Here is a 16,336-nt window from a genome sequence, read left to right as displayed (position 1 = left end):
CACGATGCCGGGAGCATACACGCAGGCCGCTTTAGCCGACGCCTCGTTGACAGCAGCGATGGCGCCGCCCAAACTAGTCGGCCTTTCGCGGCGTTGGCGCGCAACGAGAGTCCCGGCTTCGGGGTATAGCTCAGCCTGGTAGAGCGCCAGCTTTGGGAGCTGGATGTCGTGGGTTCGAATCCCTCTGCCCCGACCATCCGCTACCGGGCTGGGGCGTCAGTTAAGATGTTTGGACTGGCGCCCGTAGCTCAACTGGATAGAGCACCGGCCTTCTAAGCCGGTGGTTGTGGGTTCGATTCCCGCCGGGCGCGCCAAATTCGCAAGCGATTTACGTTGTATGTCTACGTTTTACGGTGGCTGTAGCTCAGCTGGTTAGAGTACTGGATTGTGATTCCAGATGTCGGGGGTTCGAGTCCCCTCAGCCACCCCATTGTTGTAAGGACCGAAAAGCTTCTGTTACAATTTCGCTCCTGATGTATCGGGCCGTTAGCTCAGTTGGTAGAGCAGTTGACTCTTAATCAATAGGTCCAAGGTTCGAATCCTTGACGGCCCACCAAATCGGAAAGCCCCGGCGGAAACGCCGGGGCTTTTTCTTTTTCCCGGTACTCGGAAATCGATCGAGTACAGCGGAGCGCTGTCCTTGCGGGTCGTGCGTTTCCCGGAAAGTGGGGTAGTTGATCTAGTGCCCGGGGGGAGGATGCGCGCTTCCGGGCCGGCGGTGCTAATGTCCGCTTCCGACCCTAAGCGGACACCATGCGAAATGGGAGTTCGAGCATACGAAACGCCCTTCACGGCGCGCCTGCGGATCGCCTCCACAGGTCTTTTCGTCATCAGCTTCGGCTCGTGGGCGGCGGCTTTCGGCAGCTCATTGGCTGGCGCCAACGAGATCGGCAAAGGGCTGATCCTTGTGTTCGCCGTTGCAGGATTCCTCGGCGCTTCGACGTGGATTCTCTACTGCGTCGTCGCAGGCCCTCGCTGGGCCCGACACATCGCTGACCGCGTCCGGCGCGTCCGGAAGGCGTGACAAACGTGCGACGTCCGCTTCTGGCCGAAAGCGGACACCGGGAAAGTGGCCAGTGGGATGCTGATCTGACGGTGTCGCAGGTGGGCTCTGTCGGGAAATTGGAGCGGCTTACGTCGTTGATTGAAGAGCAGAGGTGCCCAAACTCTTAATCAAGTAGGTCCAAGGTTCGAATCCTTGATAGCCACCAAATTTTTTCCGCTGCGCGAGAAACGAAACCGGGTGCGCTGGGCTGTTGGGCGCTTGCTGCCATCGCAGTGCGGCGACCACCGGTAAAAGCGATCGCATGCGGCCTGCCGGATGCAAGCGTCCGCATGCCGCGGAAGCCTACTCGCATCGCCTCTCGAGGGGGCAGGCGCGCACCGCGGTACTTCCGGCACGCTCACCCGCGCAGGCTGCGGGTCTAGCGTTGCGCCGAATCGACACCGCAAACGGTGGGCCGACATGCCGACACTCAGCCGTCGCAAGTTTCTGAAGCTCGCCGCTGCACTGGGCGCGACCCTGGCCTGGGGCTGCGCGACGGTGCGCCCTTCCTCCAGCGGCTGGCGCGAGCGTCGCGACCTGTTCCCGCAAGGCGTCGCCTCGGGCGATCCCGATCACCACAGCGTCCTGCTGTGGACGCGGCGACCCTATGCGGATGGCCGCGAGCGCGCCACGCTGCGGGTCGAAGTTGCGCTAGACCCGGCGTTCGCGCGCGTGATCGCGACCGCGACGGCACCGGTGCTGGCCCAGGCCGACTGGACCTGTCGCGTGCTGGTCGGCGATCTGCCGCCGGCCGGCGAGTACTGGTACCGCTTCGTCGACGAGGACGGCAACGGCAGCCGGATCGGCCGAACGCTGACGGCGCCTGCGCCCGACGATGCGCGCCCGGCGCGCTTCGCCTTCGTCAGCTGCCAGACCATCTGCGAGGGGGCCCAGAACGCTTATCGGCGGATGATCTGGGAAGACGAGCGCGCCGCGCCAGGGGACCGGCTCGGCTTCGTGCTGCACCTGGGCGATTTCGTCTACGAAGTCGTGCAATACCCGGACCAGGTCAAGAACGGTCATCGCTACGACCGTCTCATCAAGTTTCCGATCACGTTTCCCAAGGGCAAGACGGTCGCCAAGAACCGCTTCTGGGTGCCGGACTCGCTGCAGGACTATCGCGTCCTCTACCACGCCTACCTGCAGGATCCCGACATCCAGGATGCGCGTGCGCGCTGGCCGTTCGTGGCGATATGGGACAACCACGAGTTTTCCTGGCAGGGCTGGCAGTCGATCCAGGAATTCCCTGGCGGCGAGGGCTGGGTGCCCGCGCAGACGCTCAAGGTCGCGGCGAACCAGGCCTGGTTCGAATACCAGCCGGCGCGCGTTTTAGCGCCGGGCGCCGCGCTGGAGGTCTTCGATGCGCCTAGCGTCGTCGACACGCTGGTCCATGACTTCGACGACGACGGGCTGGGCACCGAAGCCAACAACCTGGCCGCGATCAACAGTCTGATCGCGTATCGCGGCTTGCGCTGGGGCCGGCACATCGACCTGCTGGTGACCGACCAGCGCAGCTTCCGCTCGCGCGATCCGGGCAATCACGACGAAATCAATCCGCTGTTCGAAGACGACACGCTGGGCTTCGTGCCCGAGGAGCTGATGCGGCAACTCGACGGCGGCCGCGACTACGCCGACGGCCATCCGCCAGCGACGTTGTCCTTCGGCGCCAAGAGCGTGGCCAATTACCGCGTGGGCGAAGCCGCGCAGACGATGTTGGGGGCGAAGCAGAAGGCCTGGTTCCTGACGCGCCTGCGCGGCGCGACGGCGACCTGGAAGATCTGGGGCAATTCGCTGGGAACCCCCGACTGGCGCGTCGATCCGCAGAACCTGCCGGCGGCGCTGGGCAAGTATCCCGAGGGCGCGGGTTTTGCCCTCATGGCCACCGGCGACTGGGGTTGCGCCTATCACGAGCGCGCCGAGATCTTCGACGCGGTGCGCGATGCCGGCATCACCGGTTTCGCAATCGTGTCTGGCGACCGCCACAGCTTCTGGGCGGGCTACGCGGCCAAGGCCTTGCCGCCTGCGGCGTTCGAGCCGGTGGGGGTGACCTTCGTGACCGGCTCGATCTCCGCCCCGGGCATGGCCGAAGCCAACGAGCACAACCAGAAAAAGGAAAATCCGCTGCGCCCGCTGTACATCGCCAACCCGGGCGACGGGGCGCCGCAGCCTACCGTCAACCTGCTGCTGCAGCACGGCGTGCGTTCGGCGCTGGAGTTCGCCAGCAGCGGCGACCTGCGCAAGGCGCACGCGGCGAGCAATCCCGACCTGGCGCCGCATCTGTCCTTCGTCGACATGGGCGGACACGGTTACACCACCGTGCGGGTGGACGCCGGCACGATGGCGACCGACTTCGTCTGCATCCCCAGGCCCCTCGAGCGCAGCCCCGGCGCCGACGGCGGGCCCTTGCGGTATCGCGTCCGCCACGAGGTGCCGCTGTGGCGGCCGGGCGAGCGGCCGCGGATGCGGCAGACGATATTGGAGGGCGATCCCGGACTGGCGGTGTGAGGCGCGCCATTGCGCTGATGCCTGCGCTGGCGACGGACTCCGCCTCTCTGAAAGACAGCTTGCTAGCCGCAACGTGGCACTACAATCGTTCCTGCATCGACCCGCCGACTGGATGGGAGTAGGAAATTGATCGAACTACCGATCAGAGACCCTTGCGACCTGTGCGAGGGGATGGCGGGGCGCGAAGAACGATGGGCGGTCGTGGATGAGGGCGAACATACGCTCACCGTGATCAATCCCTGGCAGTTCGAGGTCGGCCAGTGTTGCGTCATTACACGCAGGCACGTTGCGACGCTACTGGATCTTTCCGACCCGGAATGCGGCGCGGTCATGGCCGCGGCCAAGCGAGTCGCGGAGGCGTTGGTCAGGACGTATCGGCCGCTCGGAATACTCACGTTTCAAAACAACGGGGTCTTCAGCGGGCAGGAGACGCCGCACTTCCATTTCCACGTCGTGCCGCGCCAGCGCGGCAGCGATTGGGGCATAGGCCCGCCTCAACTCGCCACCTTCGACGGCGCCGGACGTCAGAAGGGAACGCTGCACGATCCCGGCGGAGATGCGCAGCGCCGGGAGCGGGTCCGCGTTCCTGCCGCCCAGCTGATTGCGACCGCGAAGCTGATTCGTTCGAATCTGCCTGAGTAGCTGGGCTTGCGGTTGAGGATCTGCTTCTTCTGGCCGATAGTGGCCTTAGGGGCAGGGCCATGAACGGTGCCGATGCTGAGGCGCTCAGATCCAAGCGAGCATTGCTTAAGAGCGCGGAAGCGGCGTGATCCGGCAGCGCGATAGTCAGACTGAAGGACAGGAGTTCGGAATTCCAATGGAACACCCACCGCAGGAGCCGGCGCCGCAGGTCAGCCTGGACACGGCCGTTACGCTGTCTTTCGACTACCTCAAGCAGCTGGGCACGATCGCCATGACCGCTGCCGCCGGCCTGATCGCTTTGGTCCAGTTCGTCGACGGCGACAAGAAATTCTTCATCAAGATCATGGTCGCGGCCGCGCTCATGTTCCTGTCGGCGCTGATGGCCTTCTTCGTGCAGTTCTCGCTGATGGATCGGATCAGGCAGGGGCATGAGCTGTTGCGCACGCGCGAACGGGTCGGTTATTCCCAGAAAGGCGCGAAGCGGATCGAAGGGATCTTCGAGGGTGCGGCGCTGTGGCTGCTGTCCATCAGCATGGGCATCGCGTTCCACGCATTGATCAGTGCCGGCATGCCGGCCTAGCGATGACGTGGCCGAAGTCGCCGCGCAGTTTGGCGGCTCCATGGCTGCCGTCTTAGGCCTTGAGACGGTCCGATGCTCTAGTTGCGGACTTGCAAGCGTACGCGGCCATGCGTCCGCACTACACCGCCCGTCGCGAAGCATGCATCGTGCGGGCGCCACCTACGATCGGTTACCCCCTTGTCCCTTATCGACCCCGAACTCGTTTTCGCCTGGCAGACAGCGCATTCCATCGCCCGAGGGGCCCCGGCCCCGGTGCGCGATCACGGGGGCTATCGGGTGGATACCCACTCGGAAAAGGAAACCCGGCGCTGGGTATTCCCGAAGCTGTGCGATGGCCTGCGGGAACTCGCGCACGAACTTACGGCGCCACGCCATTACTTGAAGCTGTGCGGCACCGACGAAGCGCTGCGTAGCGCGCTGCCGGCACGCTGGGAGATGCAGCCGGCGAACTATTTCATGACGACGGCGGCCGTCGGCCCGTATCCCAAGCCGCTGCCGGATGGCTACCGGATGGACCTCCATCGCACCGGCCCGGTCACTCGCGCCCGCGTCCTGGCCCCGGATGGCGGCCTGGCCGCGAGCGGCTGCGCGGCGGAGACCTCGGAGGTCTTCATTTACGATCGGATCGAAACCGACCCGGATCACCGGCGCAAAGGATTGGGCATCGCGGTCATGAGCGCGCTGGGCGCCGCGCGAACATCCCTTGCGAGCCGGCCACTGCTGGTGGCCACGGCGGACGGCCGCGGCCTCTATGCCAACCTGGGCTGGACGGTGTTGGCGCCCTTCGCCGCGGCGACCATTCCGGAAAGTTGAGCGCCAGGCTGGGCGGGCCGGCCTGGCGGCGTTTGGCCATCCAGGGCGGCGGAGCCGGAGCCGCTAGGCCGCTACAAGGGACAAGGCGTCTACCCATACGAGGCATGCGAAGTCCGGCGCCCTGTGGCGAGCCGTGCGGCCGCGCGCCGAACCGGTGCCTAGCGCTCGCGTAGCCGCCCTAGAATGCGGCTACGACGGACAAGGAAGGTGTCATGCCTAAGCTGCAAGGAATCGCGGTCGTTGCCGCACTGGTCGCGGGGTTCAGCGGCGTCGCGGGCGCCATCGATAGCCGCGGGGCGGTGCGCGCGGCCAATATCTCGGCGGAGGCCCAAGCGGGCGACGACATCCAGTTCGACTATGCGGCGCGCCACGTCCAGATCGCGGACTTCGATCGCAACGGCGTGGACGAGGTCGTTTATCTGCAGACGGCGACCTGCCTCGGCGCGAACTTCGACTGCGAGAACGACATTATCGTAATGACACCGATGCGAAAGGACGATTCGTTCTGGCGTCCCAGTTCGCTCGATAACGACTACATGGCGGATCTGAAGCGACGTGGCCGCCAGAGCGGATACGCATGGAATGCATCCTTGCACGTGCCCGGCGAGGTGCGTGCCTTGGCGATCGTTGGCGACCGCATCCAGGTCACCTTCGACGTCCTCCGCGATTCGCCGATCTGCAAGCGCTCGATAGAGCGTGCGGCCAGCAATCCCTGCCCGGAGCCGGGTCGCTACCGCTGGACGCTGTCGTGGCATCCGGGCCAGGTCTCGAAAACGAGCGAGGCCGTGATCGGCCGCGACGCGAAAGCCGCGACCGCCAGCACCCGATAAGCGCGGCGCGTTTCTTCTTCCCGGCCGATCCGCGGGCGTCGGTTGGGCGGACGCGCGGCAGCGCACGCGGTCCGCGGGCGCCGCGCCGACCGCGGTTACTTGCCCGGCGTCTGGTCGGGCTCGATCAGGCAGTCGAACACGCGCGCAAGCAAGTCGGTCAGTTCGCTTTCCTTGGCGTTGGCCAGGGCCGACAGCCCCATCATCTGGCGCATCACCTGGAAGCCGGAAATCACCGACAGCAGCAGGGCCGCGCGTTCGCCGCTCAGTTCGCCGCGCAATGCGCGGGTCACGGTCTGCCAATGGTGCTCTTCGACCTTCTCGCGGCCGATGCGCGCCGCATCCGGGCTGGAGGCGGAGTGGAACGAAATCAGGAAGCCGTCCAGCGGCACCGCATCGGCGCGGGTCATTTTCACCAGTGCGCTGGCCAGGGCGTGGCTGGGGTTGGGCGCATCCATGATGCCGCTGGCGATCAGGCTGCCCTGAGTCATGGTCTGCTCGGTCACCTCGGCGAACAACTGCTGCTTGGAGCCGAAGTAGCGGTTGACCAGCATGGCGGTGACTCCGGCGCCCGCGGCGATTTCGCGTACGCCGGCGCCGTCGTAGCCCGAGGTGGCGAAGGCGCGGCGCGCCGAGGCCAGGATCGCGGCGCGGGTGGCGGCGGCGTCGCGGCGGCGGACGGGGGCCGTTTCAGGCACGGGCGCGGGCTGGGGGCGGGGCGTTTTCATGGCTTGAGTCTACAGGTGTAGACAAGTCGTCGCAAGCGATGTATACATGTGTAGACATAGCCCGTTCGGGAGGCCGGAGCGGATCCGGCAGGACGGGGTGGAGCGCTTACGTGAACGAAACCGTCCTGGTCACCGGCGGCACCGGCTTCGTCGCCGGCTGGTGCATCGTCGAACTGCTGCAGCGCGGCTACCGCGTGCGCGCCACCGTGCGCAGCCCAGCCAAGGAAGCGGCGGTGCGCGCCGCCGTCAGCCGACAGGTCGATCCCGGCGACCGGCTCGCATTCGCCATCGCCGATCTGACCCTCGACGAAGGCTGGGACGCGGCCGCCGCCGGTTGCGCGTACGTACTGCACGTCGCTTCGCCGATGACGACGGCGTCCTCGAACGATCCGCAGGCGCTGATCGCGCCGGCGCGAGAAGGCACTCTGCGCGTGCTCGGCGCCGCGCGCGCGGCCGGGGCGAGACGGGTGGTGATGACCTCGTCCTGCGCCGCAGTCAATCAGGGGCTGCAGAGCGGCGACACCGACAACGACGAGACCGTGTGGGCCAGCGAACAGGACCCGGACCTCAACGCGTATCGGCTGTCGAAAATCCTGGCCGAGCGTGCGGCCTGGGACTACATGGCCACGCACGCCGGCGCGACCGAGCTGACCACGGTGCTGCCCAGCGCGATCTTCGGCCCGGTGCTGACGGCCGAGAACCTGGGCTCGGTCGCGCTGATCCAGCGCCAGCTGCAGGGCAGGATGCCGGGAATCCCCAACGTCGGCTTCTGCGTGGTCGACGTGCGCGACCTGGCCCGGGTGCATGTCGATGCGATGAGCGCGCCGCAGGCCGCGGGGCAGCGCTTCATCGCCGCTGGCGAATTCCTGTGGATGCGCGAGATCGCGCAGACCCTGCGCGCGCGTCTGGGCGAGCGCGCCGCGAAGGTGCCCACGCGCCGTCTGCCGAACTGGCTGGTCAGAATCGGCGCGAACTTCGTCCCCGAGATGAGGCAGCTGCTGCCGATGTTGGGCCGCCGCCACATCTACCGTTCGGACAAAGCGCAGCGCGTGCTCGGCTACCGGCCGCGGCCGGCGCGCGACACCGTCGTGGATTGCGCGCAGAGCCTGCTGGCGGCGGAGGCGGCATGAGACTGATCCTGACCGGCGCGACCGGCTTCGTGGGCAGCGAGGTGCTGCGGCAGGCGCTGGCCGATCCCGCCATCGAACGGGTGGTGGTGCTGACGCGGCGCACGCTCGGCCGCGCGCATCCGAAACTGATCGAGGCGGTGCTCAGCGATTTCACCGACTACCAGACGATCCCCGTCGACCTGTTGCGCGCCGACGCCTGCATCTGGTGCCTGGGCGTTTCGCAGGCCCAGGTGTCGCAGGCGCAGTATGTGCGGATCACCCTGGACTACGCGCTGACCGCGGCCAAGGCGATGCGGGGCGTCGATCCGCGCATCCGGTTCTGCTTCGTCAGCGGGCGCAGCGCCGATCCGGACGAACGCGCGTCCGCGCTGTACGCGCGCATCAAGGGCCGCGCCGAACGCAAGTTGGGCGAGCTGGGCGGCGAGATCTACCGTTTCCGGCCGGGCTACATCCGGCCGACCGCGCGCAGCGTGGCGCGCAAGGATCCGGGCCGGTGGTTCGCCCCGATCGGCGCTCTGGTGTCGTTGTTCAGCGAGGACTACAGCGTCGACTGCGACCGCTTGGCGCAATGCCTGCTCGACGTGGCCAAGCACGGCGCCGCGCAGGAATTGCTCGATAACCGCACGATCCGAGGCTGGACGGCGCAGACCGCGGCCGACGCCACCGCCGGGTCGGGAGATGCGTCCAATGGCTAGGACCACCGCGCAGGGTGCGTCCGCCGCGCGCGGCCGACGCCGCTGGCTGAAGTGGGGCGCATGGCTGGGCGTGGGCGCGGGCGGTCTGCTGTTGGCCCTGCTGGCCGCCGCGCTGATCGGCGGCTGCGCCTCGTTCGGCGCCAAGCCCGCAGGCGCGCGTCTGGCCCGCGCGCAGGCGTCGGCGCAATGGGACGGAACGCAGTTCCGCAATCCGCAGCCGCTGTGGGCCGACACCGACGGCGCATGGCGACGCCTGCTGTTCGGTCCGGCCACGCCCGCCGCGCAGCCCGACGGCGCCGTCGCCGTCGTTCGTCCCTCAGCCGCCGAACTGGCGCGGCCGCCGACGTCGGGCTTGCGCATCACCTGGTTCGGCCATGCCGCCGCGCTGATCCAGATCGACGGCGGCAACGTGTTGATCGATCCGGTGTGGAGCGACCGCATCTCGCCGCTGAGCTGGGCCGGCCCGCAGCCCTGGTTCCGTCCGCCCGTGGCCTTGGAGCAGTTGCCGGACATCGACGCGGTGCTGATCTCGCACGACCATTACGATCATCTGGATCGCACCACCGTCCAAGCCATGCGGGGCTGGCGCACGGTATTCGTGGTGCCGCTGGGCGTCGGCGCGCATCTGGCGCGCTGGGGCATCCCCGAACATCGCATCGTCGAACTGGATTGGTGGCAGTCGGCGCGCGTGCGCGGATTGGAGCTGACCGCGACGCCGGCGCGCCACAAGTCCGGTCGGTTCCTCGGCCAGTCCAATCAGACCTTGTGGGCGGGCTATGCGATCGCGGGCGCGCGCCATCGCGTCTGGTACTCCGGCGACACCGGCTTCCACGATCAGCTGGCGTTGATCGGCGAGCGCCTCGGCCCCTTCGACGCGACCCTGATCGAGGCCGGGCAGTACGACGCGCACTGGCCGGACACCCACCTGGGACCGGAGCTGGCGGTGGAGGCGCACCGGCTGGTGCGCGGCAAGGCGCTGATTCCGGTGCATTGGGCGCTGATCCAGCAAGCCAATCACGCCTGGACCGAACCGGTGGAGCGGGTCCTGGCCGCCGCACGCTGCGGCGACATCCAGGTGCTGACGCCTCGCCCTGGGCAGATGCTGGAACCCGGACGCAGCGCGGCCATCGCGCCGTGGTGGCCGCGCGTGGCCTGGCATAGCGCCGCCGAACGGCCGCTGATGGCGACGCGTTCGGGCGATCCGAGCGAGCGCGTGCGGATCGAGGCCTGTGCGGGCCGCGCCTAGGTGCGCGCGGCCGGCGCGCGGCGGCGCCGGCATCCTTTAGGCTTCGCGATCCCACCGCATCCGCCGTTCGATGACCGCACTGCACGCCTTGCTGGACACCCTGGAGCGGGATCCGACCCTGCTGGACCCGCAGGCGCTGCGCGAGCGCGCGCAGGCCCTGGACCGCCTGGAACGCGCTGCCGATCTTGGCGGCGGCGACGAGCCCGAGCGCGCGCGAGCGCAAGCCCTGCGGCTGCGCCTGGAAGCGCTGGACCGCGCGCTGTGCGAGCGTCTGCGCGAGACCCTGCGCGACGGCGGCGGCGCCGAGCTGCCGGACTGGGCCGAGCGCGATTTCGCCATCGCAACCGCGAGCGGCGAGCATTACGACCCCCTCGACGAACTCGTCAGCGGCGTGCTGCGCCTGCCTGCGCCCGGCGACGAGATCGGCGCGCTGGCGGAGGAGATGGTGTTCTATCAGCCCACGCCGGCGCGGCATGTCTTCGATCTGCTGCGGCGTCTGTCGCTGTGCGCCGACGATGTGGTGCTCGACCTCGGCGCCGGCCTCGGCCATGTACCGCTGCTGGTCGCGGCCTGCACCGAGGCGCGCGCGCACGGCGTGGAGATCGAGCCGGCCTATGTGGCCAGTGCGCAAGCCTGCGCGGCCGAGCTGGCGCTGACGCGCGCCACGTTCGCCTGCGCGGATGCGCGCGCGGTCGATCTGGGCCACGCGACGGTCTTCTATCTGTACACGCCGTTCACCGGCGCGATCCTGCGCCAGGTGCTGGACGCGATCGCGCAGCAGGCGCGATCGCGCGCGATCCGCGTCTGCACGCTGGGGCCCTGCACCGCGGTAGTAGCCGCCGAGCCTTGGCTTGCGGGCGACGCGCGGCCGCCGAGCGACCGGATCGCGGTGTTCCGCAGCCGCTGACTGCAGCGGTCGCCGCTGTCGCGAGCGAGTCGCGCCTGAGGCGATATCGGGAAATGAAGCAAACGGAGGCGGCAGAGGCCCGCTAGTCCGGAGAGCTCGGTCGGCAACCGGTTCGTCGCATCGCGGGCAGCGGTTAAGCCCGCGCTAGGGTGGTGTGGGTAGCCTGACAGCATCCACGGAAGAGGAGGGCGGTCATGCGCACGCTAGGGTTGGGACTGGTGGTGGGGTTGGCTTTGTCGACGCCGGTTTGGGCCGCCGACACGGTCGCGTTCGGCAACCGGGTGCTCGTAACCGGCGATGGGGTGGGGCAGGTCTATCAGGTCGCCGGCGCGCCCAGCCGGATCAAGAAGATCGAGAACAAACGCGGCGCCGAGGTCGGCGAGCGTTTCGAGTATTACCGCGACGGCAAGACCACGCTGATCACGATCAAGGACGGCAAGGTCGCGGCGATCGACGAGGTCTACGGCTCCGCGCCCGTCGCCGCGCCCCCGATTCAGGCGCAGGACTGAGCGTCGGGCACGCTTCGCGCGCGACCGCTTTGCGCAAGGCGCCGCCGCGCGCCTAGAATGCCCGGCCCGCGTTGCGGGTCGGCGCGAACGCGAAAGTGGCGGAATTGGTAGACGCACTGGATTTAGGTTCCAGCGGGTAACCCCCGTGCGGGTTCGAGTCCCGCCTTTCGCACCAGCCCCGGCGCCGGCCTTGAGGAGCGCCCACCGCGCATGCAGGACCTGTTCGCCCCGGCCGACGGTTTCCAGACCCTGACGATGGACGGCGCCGATGTGGCGCTGCTGGCGCGCCTGGACCTGGGGCGGCCCGACGCCGAGGTGCTGGCCGAGCTGATCGCGGACGTGCCCTGGCGCGCCGAGCGCATCGTGGTGTTCGGGCGCGAGGTCGCGCAGCCGCGCCTGAGCGCCTGGTACGGCGATGCCGACGCCGCCTACACCTATTCCGGCCTGCATCTGCGGCCGCGCCCCTGGACGCCTTTGCTGGCCGACCTGAAACAGCGGGTGGAGCGGGCCAGCGGGGCCGAATTCAACAGCGTCCTGCTCAACTACTACCGCGATCACCGCGACGGCATGGGTTTCCACGCCGACGACGAGACCGAGTTGGGCCCGGCGCCGACCATCGCCTCGCTAAGCCTGGGCGAGCGCCGGGTGTTCGTGATGAAGCGCCGCCTCGCGCGCGGGGCGCCGCCCAGCGCGGTCGCGCCGGTGCGCATCCCCCTGGACTCCGGCAGCCTGCTGCTGATGCGCGGCCAGACACAGCGCCACTGGCTGCACGGCATCGCCAAGCTCGCCCGGCCCTGCGGACCGCGGGTGAACCTGACCTTCCGTCGCATCCTGCGCTGAGCCGGCACCCGTACGATCCGTGCCGCCAGGCGACCTTCGGACGCCCGGCTGGCAGCGCGGCCCGTAATCGGCGAAACTAGTAAGTTCCGCTGGAGGGCCTAGACCCGGCCAGCGGTCGGACAGGTCTTCAACATCGTGCCGCGACGGGCCGTCGCGGTAGCAGGAGTGGATATGCAAGTTTCGGTCGAATCGCTGGGTAATCTGGAACGCCGTCTGACCTTCAGTCTCCCGGCGGATCGCCTCGAGAGCCAGGTCGGCGGTCGCCTGCGCGAAATCGCGCGCGGCGCCAAGATCAAGGGTTTCCGTCCCGGCAAGGTGCCGGCCAAGGTGATCGAGCAGCGTTTCGGCGAGCAGGTCCGCGCCGAAGTGCTCGACGGCCTGCTGCGCGAAGGCTTCAGCAATGCCGTGCGCCAGGAGTCGCTGCAGATCGCCGGTAACCCGATGATCGAGCCGGCGGCCGCCGAGGGCGGCGAGCTGGCCTACGTGGCCACCTTCGAAGTGGTCCCGGATTTCGGCGACATCGACGTCGCCAAGCTCAATGTCGTGCGCCACACCTCCGACGTCGCCGATGCCGACATCGACGCGATGATCGAGAACCTGCGCCTGCAGCGCCGCACCTGGAACCCGATCGAGCGCGCCGCCGCCGCCGGCGACGCGGTCGAGATCGAAACCTGGTCGCAGGTCGGCGACGAGCGCATCCCCGCCGAGGGCGTGGAGCGCGGCGCGACCGTGATCGGTTCGGGCGCGATGTTCCCGGCGATCGAAGAAGCTCTGGTCGGCCTCAAGGCCGGCGAAGAGAAGGTCGCCCCGATCGAGTTCCCGGCCGAATGGCGCGTGCCGCAGTTCGCCGGCCGCACGGTCGAGGTCCACCTCAAGGCCACCACGGTGTCCGAGCCGGTGCTGCCCGAGGTCGACGCGGCCTTCATCAAGAGCTTCGGCATCAAGAGCGGCGACACCGAGCAGTTCCGCTCCGACATCCGCAGCAACCTGGAGCGCGAGCTCAAGGGCGCGCTGATGACGCGTCTGCGCCGCGAAGTGGGCGAGCAGCTGATCGCCGCCTACCAGCACGTGGAAATGCCGCCGAAGCTGGTCGAGGGCGAGGCCCGCGACATGGCCCGCCAGACCGTCGAGCAGGCGCGCCGCCAGGGCCGCAACATCGAGGCCCCGGCCGACGCCTACCTGACCTTCATGGACAGCGCGCAGAAGCGCGTGCTGGTCGGCCTGCTGGTCGGCGAGATCGCGCGCCGCAACCAGCTGATGCTGGACCCGCGCCGCGTCAACGAGACCCTGAAGCTGATCGCCTCGACCTACGAGGAACCGCAGCAGGTGATCGAGCTGTACCGCAACGACCCGCAGCTGATGAACAGCCTGCAGGGCCGGGTGATGGAAGAGCAGGTGATCGACTGGATCGCCGAGCGCGCCCAGCACACCGAGCAGCCGCTCTCGTTCAGCGAAGCGATCCGCCAGTAAGTCCAGGCGGCGATCCCGCAGGAAGCGAACGCGCCAGGCCGGCGTCCCGAACCCGGGACGCCCTTGCGTAGAGGCCCGCCAGGCCCCAAGTTGGGCCTACCCGGGAACCTTCGGTACCGCCGAAGGCTCTGCAAAGCATTCAACGTCAGCCATAGGTGCCGTCGAGATGGACAACCGAATCCAAGCCCTGAACCTCGTACCGATGGTGGTCGAACAGACCAGCCGCGGCGAGCGCGCGTACGACATCTATTCGCGCCTGCTCAAGGAGCGGGTGATCTTCCTGGTCGGCGGCGTCGACGATCATGTCGCCAACGTCATCGTCGCCCAGATGCTGTTCCTCGAGGCCGAGAACCCCGAGAAGGACATCAGCTTCTACATCAACTCGCCGGGCGGCGTGGTCACCGCGGGCATGGCGATCTACGACACCATGCAGTACATCAAGCCCGACGTGAGCACGATCTGCATCGGCCAGGCCGCCAGCATGGGCGCGCTGCTGCTCGCCGCCGGCGCCAAGGGCAAGCGCTACGCGCTGCCGAATTCGCGGGTGATGATCCACCAGCCCTCCGGCGGCTCGCAGGGCCAGGCCACCGATATCGAGATCCAGGCGCGCGAGATCCTGACCCTGCGTCAGCGCCTGAACGAGGTGCTGGCCAAGCACACCGGCCAGCCGATCGAGACCATCGCGCGCGACACCGAGCGCGACAACTTCAAGAGCGCCGAGGCTGCGCGCGAGTACGGTCTGGTCGACCAGGTGCTCGAGCGGCGTCCGGAAGACTCGATCCAGGCCGCCTGAGGCCGGGCCCGAGCCCGCGCGCAAGCCGTTGATCGAACTCCTGTTTTCGGCAGGCAATGAACATGGCGACCGGCCCGGGGACGGGCCGGAGCGCTGTGTTATCCTCGGGCCGACAACGCACCACGTAACTGCGGACGCGGCCCGAGCGGGCGCGCTCCGAGAACACCGCACCATTTGGGCAAAAGCATGAGCGACGATCGACAGGGACGCAGCACCGGCGATAGCAGCAAGATTCTCTATTGCTCGTTCTGCGGCAAAAGCCAGCACGAGGTCCGCAAGCTGATCGCGGGCCCGAGCGTGTTCATCTGCGATGAGTGCGTCGAGCTCTGCAACGACATCATCCGCGAGGAGCTCGAGGAGAAGGCGCAGTCGGCGCGCAGCCACCTGCCCAAGCCGCGCGAGATCCTCGAGGTGCTGGACCAGTACGTGATCGGCCAGCAGCGCGCCAAGCGCACCCTCGCGGTGGCTGTGTACAACCATTACAAGCGCATCGAGAGCCGTCAGAAGAACGACGACGTCGAGCTCGCCAAGTCCAACATCCTGCTGGTCGGTCCGACCGGTTCGGGCAAGACCCTGTTGGCCGAGACCCTGGCGCGATTGCTCAACGTGCCATTCACGATCGCCGATGCGACCACGCTGACCGAAGCCGGCTACGTCGGCGAGGACGTGGAAAACATCATCCAGAAGCTCCTGCAGAAGTGCGACTACGACGTCGAGAAGGCGCAGCAGGGCATCGTCTACATCGACGAGATCGACAAGATCTCGCGCAAGAGCGACAACCCCTCGATCACCCGCGACGTGTCGGGCGAAGGCGTGCAGCAGGCGCTGCTGAAGCTGATCGAAGGCACGGTCGCCAGCGTTCCGCCGCAGGGCGGCCGCAAGCACCCGCAGCAGGAATTCCTGCAGGTCGATACCCGCAACATCCTGTTCGTGGTCGGCGGCGCGTTCGCGGGGCTGGACAAGATCATCCAGCAGCGCAGCACCGAGGCCGGTGGCATCGGCTTCGGCGCCAAGGTCAAGAGCAGCGAGCGCAAGATCGAGGTCGGCAAGATCCTGGCCGAGGTCGAGCCCGAGGATCTGATCAAGTTCGGCCTGATCCCCGAGTTCGTCGGCCGCCTGCCGGTGGTCGCGACCCTGGAGGAGCTGGACGAGCAGGCCCTGGTCACCATCCTGACCGAGCCCAAGAACGCGATCACCAAGCAGTTCAAGAAGCTGTTCGAGATGGAGAACGTCGAGCTGGAGTTCCGCGCCGACGCGCTCACTGCGATCGCGCGCAAGGCGCTCAAGCGCAAGACCGGCGCGCGCGGCCTGCGCACCATCGTCGAGTCGGTGCTGCTGGACACCATGTACGAACTGCCTTCGCTGGAGAACGTCAGCAAGGTGGTGGTGGACGAGTCGGTGATCGACCACAAGTCCGAGCCTTACCTGATCTACCAGACCCCGCCGGCCGCCGCGCCCAAGGTCGCCGCCGCGGACTGAACGCGGCCCCAGCGACGTTCCCGAACGGGCGTCGCATATCGGCTGTAACCGGCTGATTCCATGACGGTTTTCCTGCACGGCCCGCGCTGCGAAGCGCGGGCCGCTTGCATCCTATGGCGCAGGCCCC

General features: G+C 67.9%; 16 protein-coding genes and 5 tRNA genes. 20 read left to right on the top strand and 1 reads right to left on the bottom strand.

The window, feature by feature from the left end:
- Positions 1 to 119 precede the first annotated feature (119 nt).
- The 10 genes from ASE43_RS17140 to ASE43_RS17095 all read left to right on the top strand — a co-directional run bounded on the left by ASE43_RS17140 (position 120) and on the right by ASE43_RS17095 (position 6,415).
- A tRNA-Pro gene (locus tag ASE43_RS17140) sits at positions 120 to 196 on the top strand.
- 41 nt (positions 197 to 237) lie between these two features.
- Positions 238 to 314: transfer RNA gene (locus ASE43_RS17135), tRNA-Arg, on the top strand.
- A gap of 39 nt (positions 315 to 353) precedes the next feature.
- A tRNA-His gene (locus tag ASE43_RS17130) sits at positions 354 to 430 on the top strand.
- Between the two features lie 50 nt (positions 431 to 480).
- Positions 481 to 556, top strand: a tRNA-Lys gene (locus ASE43_RS17125).
- Positions 557 to 724: 168 nt separating this feature from the next.
- Positions 725 to 1,024: a hypothetical protein gene (locus ASE43_RS17120; RefSeq protein ID WP_157500031.1), complete on the top strand. Its 300-nt coding sequence runs from the start codon at positions 725 to 727 to the stop codon at positions 1,022 to 1,024.
- Between the two features lie 441 nt (positions 1,025 to 1,465).
- Positions 1,466 to 3,550, top strand: coding sequence for an alkaline phosphatase D family protein (locus ASE43_RS17115; RefSeq protein WP_057161315.1), 2,085 nt, complete (start codon positions 1,466 to 1,468; stop codon positions 3,548 to 3,550).
- A gap of 126 nt (positions 3,551 to 3,676) precedes the next feature.
- Positions 3,677 to 4,192, top strand: coding sequence for an HIT family protein (locus ASE43_RS17110; RefSeq protein WP_057161314.1), 516 nt, complete (start codon positions 3,677 to 3,679; stop codon positions 4,190 to 4,192).
- Positions 4,193 to 4,316: 124 nt separating this feature from the next.
- Complete coding sequence (locus ASE43_RS17105) at positions 4,317 to 4,772, top strand: hypothetical protein (protein WP_157500029.1); 456 nt, start codon at positions 4,317 to 4,319, stop codon at positions 4,770 to 4,772.
- 177 nt (positions 4,773 to 4,949) lie between these two features.
- A complete protein-coding gene (locus ASE43_RS17100; RefSeq protein ID WP_057161312.1) occupies positions 4,950 to 5,585 on the top strand; it encodes a GNAT family N-acetyltransferase in 636 nt (211 codons plus the stop codon).
- A gap of 212 nt (positions 5,586 to 5,797) precedes the next feature.
- A complete protein-coding gene (locus tag ASE43_RS17095; protein ID WP_057161311.1) occupies positions 5,798 to 6,415 on the top strand; it encodes a hypothetical protein in 618 nt (205 codons plus the stop codon).
- Positions 6,416 to 6,510: 95 nt separating this feature from the next.
- On the opposite strand, the gene ASE43_RS17090 is transcribed toward ASE43_RS17095, so the two are convergent.
- A complete protein-coding gene (locus ASE43_RS17090) occupies positions 6,511 to 7,110 on the bottom strand; it encodes a TetR/AcrR family transcriptional regulator (RefSeq protein ID WP_200956280.1) in 600 nt (199 codons plus the stop codon).
- Between the two features lie 140 nt (positions 7,111 to 7,250).
- Here ASE43_RS17090 and ASE43_RS17085 point away from each other — a divergent pair, with 140 nt between their 5' ends.
- From ASE43_RS17085 to clpX, 10 genes are all read left to right on the top strand, one after another.
- Positions 7,251 to 8,270, top strand: coding sequence for an NAD-dependent epimerase/dehydratase family protein (locus tag ASE43_RS17085; protein ID WP_057161309.1), 1,020 nt, complete (start codon positions 7,251 to 7,253; stop codon positions 8,268 to 8,270).
- Entirely contained in the window at positions 8,267 to 8,965 is a 699-nt protein-coding gene (locus ASE43_RS17080) for an NAD-dependent epimerase/dehydratase family protein (RefSeq protein ID WP_057161308.1), read from the top strand. Before ASE43_RS17085 ends, ASE43_RS17080 begins: the two co-directional genes overlap by 4 nt.
- Positions 8,958 to 10,211 (top strand): MBL fold metallo-hydrolase, encoded by a 1,254-nt coding sequence (locus ASE43_RS17075; RefSeq protein WP_057161307.1) that lies wholly within the window; start codon positions 8,958 to 8,960, stop codon positions 10,209 to 10,211. Before ASE43_RS17080 ends, ASE43_RS17075 begins: the two co-directional genes overlap by 8 nt.
- 70 nt (positions 10,212 to 10,281) lie before the next feature.
- Positions 10,282 to 11,118, top strand: coding sequence for a methyltransferase domain-containing protein (locus ASE43_RS17070; protein WP_057161306.1), 837 nt, complete (start codon positions 10,282 to 10,284; stop codon positions 11,116 to 11,118).
- A gap of 194 nt (positions 11,119 to 11,312) precedes the next feature.
- Positions 11,313 to 11,627 carry a DUF2845 domain-containing protein gene (locus ASE43_RS17065; RefSeq protein ID WP_157500027.1) on the top strand — a complete coding sequence of 105 codons (315 nt, stop codon included), beginning with the start codon at positions 11,313 to 11,315 and terminating at the stop codon, positions 11,625 to 11,627.
- 89 nt (positions 11,628 to 11,716) lie between these two features.
- A tRNA-Leu gene (locus tag ASE43_RS17060) sits at positions 11,717 to 11,802 on the top strand.
- Between the two features lie 35 nt (positions 11,803 to 11,837).
- Positions 11,838 to 12,467 carry an alpha-ketoglutarate-dependent dioxygenase AlkB gene (locus ASE43_RS17055; protein ID WP_057161304.1) on the top strand — a complete coding sequence of 210 codons (630 nt, stop codon included), beginning with the start codon at positions 11,838 to 11,840 and terminating at the stop codon, positions 12,465 to 12,467.
- Between the two features lie 171 nt (positions 12,468 to 12,638).
- Positions 12,639 to 13,937 (top strand): trigger factor, encoded by a 1,299-nt coding sequence (tig, locus tag ASE43_RS17050; RefSeq protein WP_056173332.1) that lies wholly within the window; start codon positions 12,639 to 12,641, stop codon positions 13,935 to 13,937.
- A 166-nt stretch (positions 13,938 to 14,103) separates the two neighbouring features.
- Entirely contained in the window at positions 14,104 to 14,730 is a 627-nt protein-coding gene (gene clpP, locus ASE43_RS17045) for an ATP-dependent Clp endopeptidase proteolytic subunit ClpP (protein WP_056173335.1), read from the top strand.
- Positions 14,731 to 14,916: 186 nt separating this feature from the next.
- Positions 14,917 to 16,209, top strand: a complete 1,293-nt coding sequence (gene clpX, locus ASE43_RS17040) for an ATP-dependent Clp protease ATP-binding subunit ClpX (protein ID WP_056173339.1) — start codon at positions 14,917 to 14,919, stop codon at positions 16,207 to 16,209.
- Positions 16,210 to 16,336: the final 127 nt, after the last annotated feature.

The organism is Lysobacter sp. Root983 (assembly GCF_001429345.1).
Taxonomy (GTDB): domain Bacteria; phylum Pseudomonadota; class Gammaproteobacteria; order Xanthomonadales; family Xanthomonadaceae; genus Lysobacter.
This window is presented reverse-complemented; position numbering and strand designations above follow the sequence as displayed.

Excerpts from the sequence above, each read along its gene's own strand:
- ASE43_RS17120 (WP_157500031.1), top strand. The coding sequence starts at position 725 with ATGTCCGCTTCCGACCCTAAGCGGACACCATGCGAAATGGGAGTTCGA.
- ASE43_RS17115 (WP_057161315.1), top strand. The coding sequence starts at position 1,466 with ATGCCGACACTCAGCCGTCGCAAGTTTCTGAAGCTCGCCGCTGCACTG.
- ASE43_RS17095 (WP_057161311.1), top strand. The coding sequence starts at position 5,798 with ATGCCTAAGCTGCAAGGAATCGCGGTCGTTGCCGCACTGGTCGCGGGG.
- ASE43_RS17080 (WP_057161308.1), top strand. The coding sequence starts at position 8,267 with ATGAGACTGATCCTGACCGGCGCGACCGGCTTCGTGGGCAGCGAGGTG.
- ASE43_RS17075 (WP_057161307.1), top strand. The coding sequence starts at position 8,958 with ATGGCTAGGACCACCGCGCAGGGTGCGTCCGCCGCGCGCGGCCGACGC.
- ASE43_RS17070 (WP_057161306.1), top strand. The coding sequence starts at position 10,282 with ATGACCGCACTGCACGCCTTGCTGGACACCCTGGAGCGGGATCCGACC.
- ASE43_RS17065 (WP_157500027.1), top strand. The coding sequence starts at position 11,313 with ATGCGCACGCTAGGGTTGGGACTGGTGGTGGGGTTGGCTTTGTCGACG.
- ASE43_RS17055 (WP_057161304.1), top strand. The coding sequence starts at position 11,838 with ATGCAGGACCTGTTCGCCCCGGCCGACGGTTTCCAGACCCTGACGATG.
- tig (WP_056173332.1), top strand. The coding sequence starts at position 12,639 with ATGCAAGTTTCGGTCGAATCGCTGGGTAATCTGGAACGCCGTCTGACC.
- clpP (WP_056173335.1), top strand. The coding sequence starts at position 14,104 with ATGGACAACCGAATCCAAGCCCTGAACCTCGTACCGATGGTGGTCGAA.
- clpX (WP_056173339.1), top strand. The coding sequence starts at position 14,917 with ATGAGCGACGATCGACAGGGACGCAGCACCGGCGATAGCAGCAAGATT.